Origin of the sequence: Butyrivibrio sp., assembly GCF_017940685.1 — a bacterium.
In the GTDB taxonomy this organism is placed as follows: domain Bacteria; phylum Bacillota; class Clostridia; order Lachnospirales; family Lachnospiraceae; genus Butyrivibrio.
In genome coordinates this window covers 1-7,785 of record NZ_JAGAYD010000131.1, presented here as the reverse complement: position 1 = coordinate 7,785, position 7,785 = coordinate 1, and the positions used below count along the sequence as shown (strand labels likewise).

Here is a 7,785-nt window from a genome sequence, read left to right as displayed (position 1 = left end):
GGACGCCAAGCTTGAGTCATCCCTTAAGGATGCCAAGGCTTATGATAAATTCCAGTTCGTAAGAAACGGATTCTTCTGTGTGGACAGCAAGGACTCCAAGGAGGGCGCTCCTGTATTTAACAGGATTGTTTCACTTAAGAGCTCATTTGTTTTACCTAAAAACTAATTATTAGAGAGGTACGATCATGGCGGGTATTTTTTCTGGATTCGAAAAACTTGGTCTTGGAAATATCGGAAAAGAAGAGCTTTTTGAAGATCCCAAGAAAAAGACGGTTGAAGTAAAAAAGGAACAGCCAAAGAAACTTCAGCTGGTAAATGAGGAAGATTATCTCTTTGACAAAAAGTATAAATGTCCTGTGTGCGACTCTGAATTTGAGGCAAGGACAGTAAGAACCGGTAAGGTCAGGATGAAGAACGTGGATATTGATCTGCGCCCTGACTACGATGAGCTTGACCAGAACAAGTATGATGTTATAGCTTGTCCTGCCTGCGGATATGCTGCCCTTGGCAGATACTTCCCAACTCTTAACAAGTATCAGATCGATGACATAAGAGTTAAGATCTGCATGAATTACAAGCACGAGCCCAACCACGAGCCAATATATTCCTACGACTATGCCAAGAGACTCTATCAGCTGGCTCTTGCCAATGCAGTAGTTAAAAAAGCCAAGAACAGTGAGAAAGCTTATATCTGCTTGAAGAGCGCATGGGTCATCAGAGGTGAGACCCAGAGACTTGACCCTGAAGAGGAAGGATATGAGGCTAAGAAGAAAGAGAACGATGCTCAGGAAAAAGAGCTTCTTGAGAATGCCTTGAACGGATTTGTAATGGCAAGGCAGTCTGAGGAATTCCCAATTGCAGGAATGGACTCAACAACTCTTGATTACCTCATTGCAGCTCTTGCAGTTGAGACTGGTAAAAGGGATATCGCAAGCAAGATGATAAGTGATATCTTAGTATCAAGAACAGCCAACAGCCGTATCAAGGACAAGGCAAGAGTATTAAAAGAAATGCTTGCAGAAGAGTAAATATAGCATAAAAATAGCCCTCGCAAATGCGAGGGCTTTTAATTTACTTATGTTATTTGTCTTCGTCGTCGAAGAACTCTTCCTCTTCGGACTGTTCTTTAGCATCCTCTTCAAGAGGCTCCTGTTTGTCTTCTGCCTCTTTTTTATCTGTATCTTCAGACTCTGAGGATCCTGTGATATCTACGTATTTACGTGAACCGAATTTATTATCTGCATCGTCATCATCGTCGAAGTCATCGAAATCATCGAAGTCATCGTCGTCGAAGCTGTCTGCTATTTCCTCTTCTCTCTTGCTGAGATAGTAATATGCACCTGCTGCAGCGGCTCCGACAGCGGCGCAGAATAAAACAAATTTTCCAACTGAATTATTCTTGGACATAGTAACCTCCCTAAATTAAACGACTAAGTTGATTTTAATACAATTTGCACTCAATTAAAAGACCTGAGTATTAAAAATTGATAAATAACGTAAAATCGTTTGAAGTGCCAGATTATAAATGCTAATATTTATTTAGACTGACATGGTCAATCATCCCCTAAAAATGAGGACTTACATGAACGAGAGATTTTTTGAGCTTAAAAAAGAAAAGCAGGACAGAATGATCAATGCCGCACTGAAGGTCTTTTCACAGTACGGTTATCGCCGTGCAAGTACTGATGAGATCATTAGGGATGCGCAGATAAGTAAAGGGCTCTTGTTCCATTATTTTGAGAGCAAGATCGGTCTTTATGCTTTTTTATATGACTACGCCACCAGATTTGTGACCCTGGAACTGACCCAGAATGTTGAGCCTGGTGAGAATGACTTTTTTACACTCTATAAACAGATCCTTAACGCCAAGACAGACTCTATGTATCGTTATCCATATGTGTTTTTGTTCCTTGACAAGGCAGATGAGGAGTCAGATCAGGATGCACTAAGTGAGATAGAGGAAAGGCGCGATAAATATCACAGACTTATGGATGCCTTGAAAGAAAGGGCGGACATCACAGTATTTGGCACAGATATGGATTATGTGAAGGTGTGGAATCTTCTGGATTTCACCGTAGATGGACTTATGCTGAAGGCTGTAAGAAGTGACAATTTCAGGGCGGATTTTCTATTGGAAGAAGCTACTGAATACGTGGATATGATAAAGAACATGACTTTAAAATAAAGCAAAAAGGAGGACCTTATGAGTAAGTTCCTAGTAGCAGGTGTAACACAGATTGAAACTATCGTAAGAGTTGATAAGATTCCTGTAAGTTATGCTCCTTTTACCAGCGTGAATGATTCCATTTTCACAGCTATGGGAGGCGATGCCTACAATGAGTCTCTGGCCCTTAAGTGGCTGGGTGATGACGTTTGCTTTATGTCCATCGTAGGCAGGAATCAGGACCTTGGACTTATCAATCCGCCGGATCGTAAGATCACTCTTTCAACTGAATATATAATTCCTCAGATGAGAGAAACTCCTACTGAGGTTGTGCTTTATGATAAAGACAGAAAGCAGCAGATCTTTGAGGATATCAAGGATCTTAGAGAAAATGTCTATGACATGAACATGGTGGCACCCATTGCAGATAGCTGTGACATGATGATCCTTGCCAATGCCAATTTCTGCAGACCTTTTGCCAAGGCAGCTGCTGAATACAATAAGCCTATAGCAGTTAATATAAGAAACTACCATCCGGAAAAAGAAAAATACAACACCGATTTCCTTGAACCGGCCAAGGTGCTTTATTTTTCAGATGATACTCTGACAGAGGATCCATATGAGTTCATTCAGAGAATGTCTGATACCTATGGAACTGAGATCATTATCCTTGGACAGGGCAGTGAAGGACTTATTCTTTTTGACAGGACCAAGGACCTTCGGGTTCATTATAAGACGGTTAAGACTAATGAAGTTGTTAATACCATCGGTGCTGGTAATGCGCTATTTGCCTGCTTCCTTCACTACTACATGGAAAATGGTGACAGCGTAAATGCCATAAAGAATGCACTTTTGTTTGCTTCCTACAAGATTGGTTACATGGGTACATCAAACGGATTCATGACAACAGACCAGCTTGAGCAGTGGAGAAACCTTATCTGGGGCATTAAAAAGAGTGCTTTTGATGAACAGTCACAGGGATAATTTCACTTGAAAAAAACAGGATAAATGTGGTAAAGTAGAACTACGGAAACGTTACCGGTAACGGTGAAAATTTCCGTAGTTTTTCTTTAAAAAAGGAGAGATGAATATGGCAAATACAGCTAACAAATCCAGTAGAAAATGCGGCGTTTTACTACCAATCTTTTCACTTTCATCTGAGTATGGAATAGGTACCTTTTCAAAAGAGGCCTATGATTTCGTGGACTTTTTGGAGGAGGCAGGACAGAGCTATTGGCAACTTCTGCCACTTGGACCCACCAGCTATGGTGACTCTCCATACCAGTCTTTTTCTACATTTGCAGGCAATCCATATTTCATCGATATTAATACTTTGATAGACGAGGGGCTTCTTACCAAAAAAGATGCAGGCAGGTATAACTTTGGCGGAAGCGAAGAGTATATCGACTATGAAAAGATATATGACTCAAGGTTTAAGCTCCTTAAAACTGCCTATGACAACTTCGTTAAGAATAGTAAATCCTATGCAGACAGGGCAAAGAAGTTTGAGACATATAAAAAGAGCCGCGACAATTTCTGGCTGGCTGATTACGCTCTTTTCATGGCTCTTAAGAATGATAACGGCGGCAGAAGCTGGAATACCTGGGAAGAGGGTGTAAGGCTGAGAAAACCTGCAGCAATAAAGGCTGCTAAGGAAAAATACAAGGAAGAGATTGATTTTTACTGCTTCCTGCAGTTTCTGTTTTCAGAGCAGTGGGGCAAGCTCAAAGCCTATGCCAACAAAAAGGGCATTGATATCATAGGAGATATTCCTATCTATGTAGCCTTTGACAGCTCTGATACCTGGGCTAATCCGGAGCTGTTCCATCTCGATGAAAACAACGAGCCAATCGATGTTGCCGGATGCCCTCCAGATGCATTTTCTGCAACAGGTCAGCTCTGGGGCAATCCTCTTTACAAGTGGGATTACCACGAGAAGACAGGCTACAAGTGGTGGCTTAAGAGAATTGCACACTGCTACAAGATCTACGACGTTGTAAGGATAGATCACTTCAGAGGCTTTGATGAGTACTATGCTATTCCTTATGGACATCCAACAGCTGAGCATGGTAAGTGGAAGAAGGGCCCTGGCTACAAGCTCTTTGACGCAATGAAGAAGGAGCTTGGAGAGAAAAGAGTCATCGCTGAGGACCTGGGATTTTTGACTGAGTCTGTAATAAAGCTTGTTAAGAAGACTGGCTATCCTGGAATGAAGATACTTCAGTTTGCCTTTGATTCAAGGGAAGAGAGCGACTACCTTCCACACAACTACATCAAGAACTGTATTGTTTATACAGGAACGCATGACAATGACACAACAAGGAACTGGTTTGACACACTCCCAAGAGCTGACAAGAAATTCTGCAAGGAATACCTTGGCATCAAGAAGAGCAGTGATGCTGTGTGGGCTGTGATCAGATCAGCATTTGCAAGTGTGTCAGATACTGTTATAATTCCAATGCAGGACTATCTTGAACTGCCGGGATATGCAAGGATCAACACCCCATCAACACTGGGTGGCAACTGGGTATGGCGTCTTAAGAAGGATGCACTGACACCTGAGATTGCCGGCAAGATGAAAGACTTTGCAAGAATATACAGGAGATTACCTTAAATAAATGTCAGAGATCACAATAGTTGAAATAGCCAAGAGGTGCGGCGTAGGTGTCAGCACTGTTTCAAGGGCCATCAATAATCACTCAGATATCAACCCTGAGACCAAAAAGAGAATAATGGCTGTTATCAAGGAGACAGGTTATATTCCCAATAACAGTGCAAGAAATTTAAAGAGAACTGATGCCAAGTGTATTGCGGTTTTAGTTAAAGGTATCACCAACCCATTCTTTTCACCAATGATAGAAGTGGTGGAGCAGGAGGTGGACAAGAGGGGATACGCCCTTGTCCTTCGCCATGTTGAGGCCTATGAGAATGAGGTGGATGTTGCTCTTGAACTTGAAAAAGAAAAGAGACTTCGCGGGATCATCTTCATGGGCGGAAGTGCCAAGCACCCTGCAGATAAGATGAAACAGATCGGTGTGCCTATTGTTTTTGCGACAATCGGTTCCGACATTTCTGAAGATTTTAACAGAAATTCCTACTCTACAGTTTCTGTGGATGATGAAAAAGAGAGCTTTAAGATGGTTTCACATCTCATAGAGATGGGGCATAAAAAGATCGCCATAATGGCGGAGGGAAGTGACACTCCTTCTGTAGTTCAGCTGCGTCTTAAAGGCTACCTGAAAGCCCTTAAGGCTGCTGGAATCAAGGTCAATAATAACCTTATCAGATACGTTGACCAGAGGATCTACACCATGGCCAACGGATATGATACGGCAAAAGCTCTTATTGAATCAGGGGAGAAGTTTACAGCTCTTTACTGTATTTCTGACGTGCTGGCTATTGGTGCACTGAGAGCCTTTGCTGATGCAGGGCTTAAGGTCCCTGAAGATGTCAGCGTTGCTGGATTTGACGGACAGGAGCTCTCACAGTACTGCATACCAAGGCTGACCACCATAAGACAGCCTCTTGTTGATATATCAAAAGAGACCATACGGCTCATCTTTGATATTATTGACAAGGAGAGTGGTCATAGGCATATAATATTCCCTGGTGAACTAATTGAAGGAGAATCAACCAGGAAAATATAATGAGCGAAGAGATATTTGAATACGAAGGCTATACAGGGTCAGTAAACTACGACAGGAAGGCTGACTATTACACAGGTGAGGTCACCATTGACGGAAGGATCTACACCTATGAAGGGGATTCTCTTGAGGAACTTCGGGAAGACTTTGAGGACATCATTGATTCCATCATCGCATTTGATGAGATGGGTGATGACGAAGACTCCGAGGAGGATGAGGATCTATGAAAGATGTACTGGACATTTTTCTTAAGTATGTGCTGCCCTTTATAGCTGCATATCTTATTAATATAGTGATGAACAGGTTCCTTAGCAAAGAGTTTTTAAGGGGCAAGATTCATCTTATTTTTTTGAAGGGCATTATTCTTGCTATTGTTTGGGCAGCAGCTGCACTGACTGCTCTTAGCGGTATTCCTGCTTTTGAAAAGACATGGGAGACAGCTATTGCTTCATCCGGAATAGCAGCTGTTGTCTTAGGTCTTGCAGCCCAGTCAACTCTGGCAAATGTGTTTGCAGGAATAGCTCTTTCTGCATCAACTTCAAGACCCTTTGATATAGGGGACAGGATCAAGATAGACAACTATGATCCGGGATTTGTTGAGAACATCACCCTTCGTCACACGGTCATCAAGACCTACCAGAACGAGATAATCTATATTCCCAATTCTATTGCCGGTTCTGCAACCATAGTAAATTACACTCAGGAGGACTCTTTTTCCTATCCTATAAGAGTGCAGGTTGCCTATGGCACAGACATGGACAAGGCAATGACTGTTATGGCAAGCGCCATCTATTCTCATCCTAAGCACTACGGAGCAAGACCTACGGTGCTGTGCAAGAGCTGCGATGACAGCGGAGTTACGCTTCAGGCTCTTGTTGAGACCAAGGACTTTAAGGACAATCCAAGAGCCTGCTCAGAGTGTCTTGTGGAGATCATGAGGCGCTTCAATGAAGAGGGCATTGAGATTCCATACAACAAGCTGGTAGTATTAAAGGGTGAAGAGTAAAACAATGTACGGGGGATTATTATGGGTAAGCTTTATTTCAGGTATGGGGCTATGGGGAGCTCCAAAACAGCAAATGCACTGATGGTGCGCTACAACTATCTTGAGAAGGGACAGAACTGTATCCTTCTAAAGCCTAAGACAGAAGACAGGGATGGCAAGATGGTTGTAAGATCCAGAATGGGACTGGAAGCCGAGTGCATCTTTGTAGAAGATTTTTTGGATGAAGTTGTAAATGAGTGGTTCACAAAAAAGAGCACTGCATGGAAGAAACTGGACTGTGTCCTTGTTGACGAAGCACAGTTTTTAACAGAAGAGCAGGTTGACCTTCTTGCAGAGGTTGTAGATAAGTACGACCTTCCGGTTATCTGCTACGGACTTCGCACAGACTTTACCAGCCATCTCTTCTCAGGCTCCAAGCGCCTTATGGAGATCGCCAACTACATCGAAGAAGTTCCAACAGTCTGCTGGTGCGGTCGCCGTGCCCACTTCAATGCCCGTGTATCAAACGGCAAGATCGTTCGCGACGGCGAGCAGATCATGATGGGCGGCAACGAATCCTACGTCTCAGTCTGCCGCAGACACTTCCTTTCCGGCGAAGTGGACGGCAAGCGCGAAAGAGATATCCAGGAGTGAAAGAAAAGGGGCAGGTCTTCTGCCTCTAAAACAAGACACGGGGACGGTTCTACTGTCTCATTGCACACAATGAGACAGTAGAACCATCCCCGTGTCTTGTTGTGCACAATGAGACAAAAGAGCAGTCCCCGCATCATGTATTTACAGGGCAGCCAGGTCTACCTGCTGCACGGTTCCAACGCCTCCGCTTTCACGAAGAAAAACGCCGGAAGCTCTTGTCATGGCCTGCATGGTGAAGGTGCTGCCAAAGTGAGAAAATTCGGTATTGGCACTTCCAAGGTGGATAGCCCCAACATCGGCTTCTTTAAGGCCAAGTAGTGTATCTGTTCCGTCTTCAT

11 protein-coding genes are annotated in these 7,785 nt (G+C 43.2%); 9 read left to right on the top strand and 2 right to left on the bottom strand.

What is annotated here, in order from left to right; all coding sequences use genetic code 11:
• The coding region (locus J6I68_RS08470) for a hypothetical protein (RefSeq protein WP_292219566.1) at positions 1-166 on the top strand (166 nt) is incomplete at its 5' end.
• Between the two features lie 19 nt (positions 167-185).
• Positions 186-1,028: a DUF2225 domain-containing protein gene (locus J6I68_RS08465; RefSeq protein WP_292219563.1), complete on the top strand. Its 843-nt coding sequence runs from the start codon at positions 186-188 to the stop codon at positions 1,026-1,028.
• 52 nt (positions 1,029-1,080) lie between these two features.
• Here J6I68_RS08465 and J6I68_RS08460 read toward each other — a convergent pair whose 3' ends face one another.
• Positions 1,081-1,407, bottom strand: a complete 327-nt coding sequence (locus tag J6I68_RS08460) for a hypothetical protein (protein WP_292219560.1) — start codon at positions 1,405-1,407, stop codon at positions 1,081-1,083.
• A 175-nt stretch (positions 1,408-1,582) separates the two neighbouring features.
• Here J6I68_RS08460 and J6I68_RS08455 point away from each other — a divergent pair, with 175 nt between their 5' ends.
• The 7 genes from J6I68_RS08455 to J6I68_RS08425 all read left to right on the top strand — a co-directional run bounded on the left by J6I68_RS08455 (position 1,583) and on the right by J6I68_RS08425 (position 7,447).
• Positions 1,583-2,185, top strand: a complete 603-nt coding sequence (locus J6I68_RS08455) for a TetR/AcrR family transcriptional regulator (protein WP_292219557.1) — start codon at positions 1,583-1,585, stop codon at positions 2,183-2,185.
• Between the two features lie 18 nt (positions 2,186-2,203).
• Entirely contained in the window at positions 2,204-3,148 is a 945-nt protein-coding gene (locus tag J6I68_RS08450) for a carbohydrate kinase family protein (RefSeq protein ID WP_292219554.1), read from the top strand.
• A gap of 106 nt (positions 3,149-3,254) precedes the next feature.
• The gene (gene malQ, locus J6I68_RS08445; protein ID WP_292219551.1) at positions 3,255-4,778 is read left to right on the top strand and encodes a 4-alpha-glucanotransferase; all 1,524 of its coding nucleotides are present in this window, start codon (positions 3,255-3,257) and stop codon (positions 4,776-4,778) included.
• 4 nt (positions 4,779-4,782) lie between these two features.
• Positions 4,783-5,811: a LacI family DNA-binding transcriptional regulator gene (locus tag J6I68_RS08440; protein WP_292219548.1), complete on the top strand. Its 1,029-nt coding sequence runs from the start codon at positions 4,783-4,785 to the stop codon at positions 5,809-5,811.
• On the top strand, positions 5,811-6,035 hold the full coding sequence (locus J6I68_RS08435) for a hypothetical protein (protein WP_292219545.1): 225 nt from the start codon (positions 5,811-5,813) through the stop codon (positions 6,033-6,035). Before J6I68_RS08440 ends, J6I68_RS08435 begins: the two co-directional genes overlap by 1 nt.
• The gene (locus tag J6I68_RS08430) at positions 6,032-6,814 is read left to right on the top strand and encodes a mechanosensitive ion channel family protein (RefSeq protein ID WP_292219542.1); all 783 of its coding nucleotides are present in this window, start codon (positions 6,032-6,034) and stop codon (positions 6,812-6,814) included. Before J6I68_RS08435 ends, J6I68_RS08430 begins: the two co-directional genes overlap by 4 nt.
• 21 nt (positions 6,815-6,835) lie before the next feature.
• Positions 6,836-7,447: a thymidine kinase gene (locus J6I68_RS08425; protein ID WP_292219539.1), complete on the top strand. Its 612-nt coding sequence runs from the start codon at positions 6,836-6,838 to the stop codon at positions 7,445-7,447.
• Positions 7,448-7,588: 141 nt separating this feature from the next.
• Here the strand turns inward: J6I68_RS08425 and J6I68_RS08420 are convergent.
• The coding region (locus tag J6I68_RS08420) for a hypothetical protein (protein WP_330622465.1) at positions 7,589-7,785 on the bottom strand (197 nt) is incomplete at its 5' end.

Bases quoted from the DNA above. Each gene is read 5' to 3' on its own strand.
- J6I68_RS08460 (WP_292219560.1), bottom strand. From the start codon at position 1,407: ATGTCCAAGAATAATTCAGTTGGAAAATTTGTTTTATTCTGCGCCGCT.
- J6I68_RS08425 (WP_292219539.1), top strand. From the start codon at position 6,836: ATGGGTAAGCTTTATTTCAGGTATGGGGCTATGGGGAGCTCCAAAACA.
- J6I68_RS08465 (WP_292219563.1), top strand. From the start codon at position 186: ATGGCGGGTATTTTTTCTGGATTCGAAAAACTTGGTCTTGGAAATATC.
- malQ (WP_292219551.1), top strand. From the start codon at position 3,255: ATGGCAAATACAGCTAACAAATCCAGTAGAAAATGCGGCGTTTTACTA.
- J6I68_RS08430 (WP_292219542.1), top strand. From the start codon at position 6,032: ATGAAAGATGTACTGGACATTTTTCTTAAGTATGTGCTGCCCTTTATA.
- J6I68_RS08455 (WP_292219557.1), top strand. From the start codon at position 1,583: ATGAACGAGAGATTTTTTGAGCTTAAAAAAGAAAAGCAGGACAGAATG.
- J6I68_RS08435 (WP_292219545.1), top strand. From the start codon at position 5,811: ATGAGCGAAGAGATATTTGAATACGAAGGCTATACAGGGTCAGTAAAC.
- J6I68_RS08450 (WP_292219554.1), top strand. From the start codon at position 2,204: ATGAGTAAGTTCCTAGTAGCAGGTGTAACACAGATTGAAACTATCGTA.
- J6I68_RS08440 (WP_292219548.1), top strand. From the start codon at position 4,783: ATGTCAGAGATCACAATAGTTGAAATAGCCAAGAGGTGCGGCGTAGGT.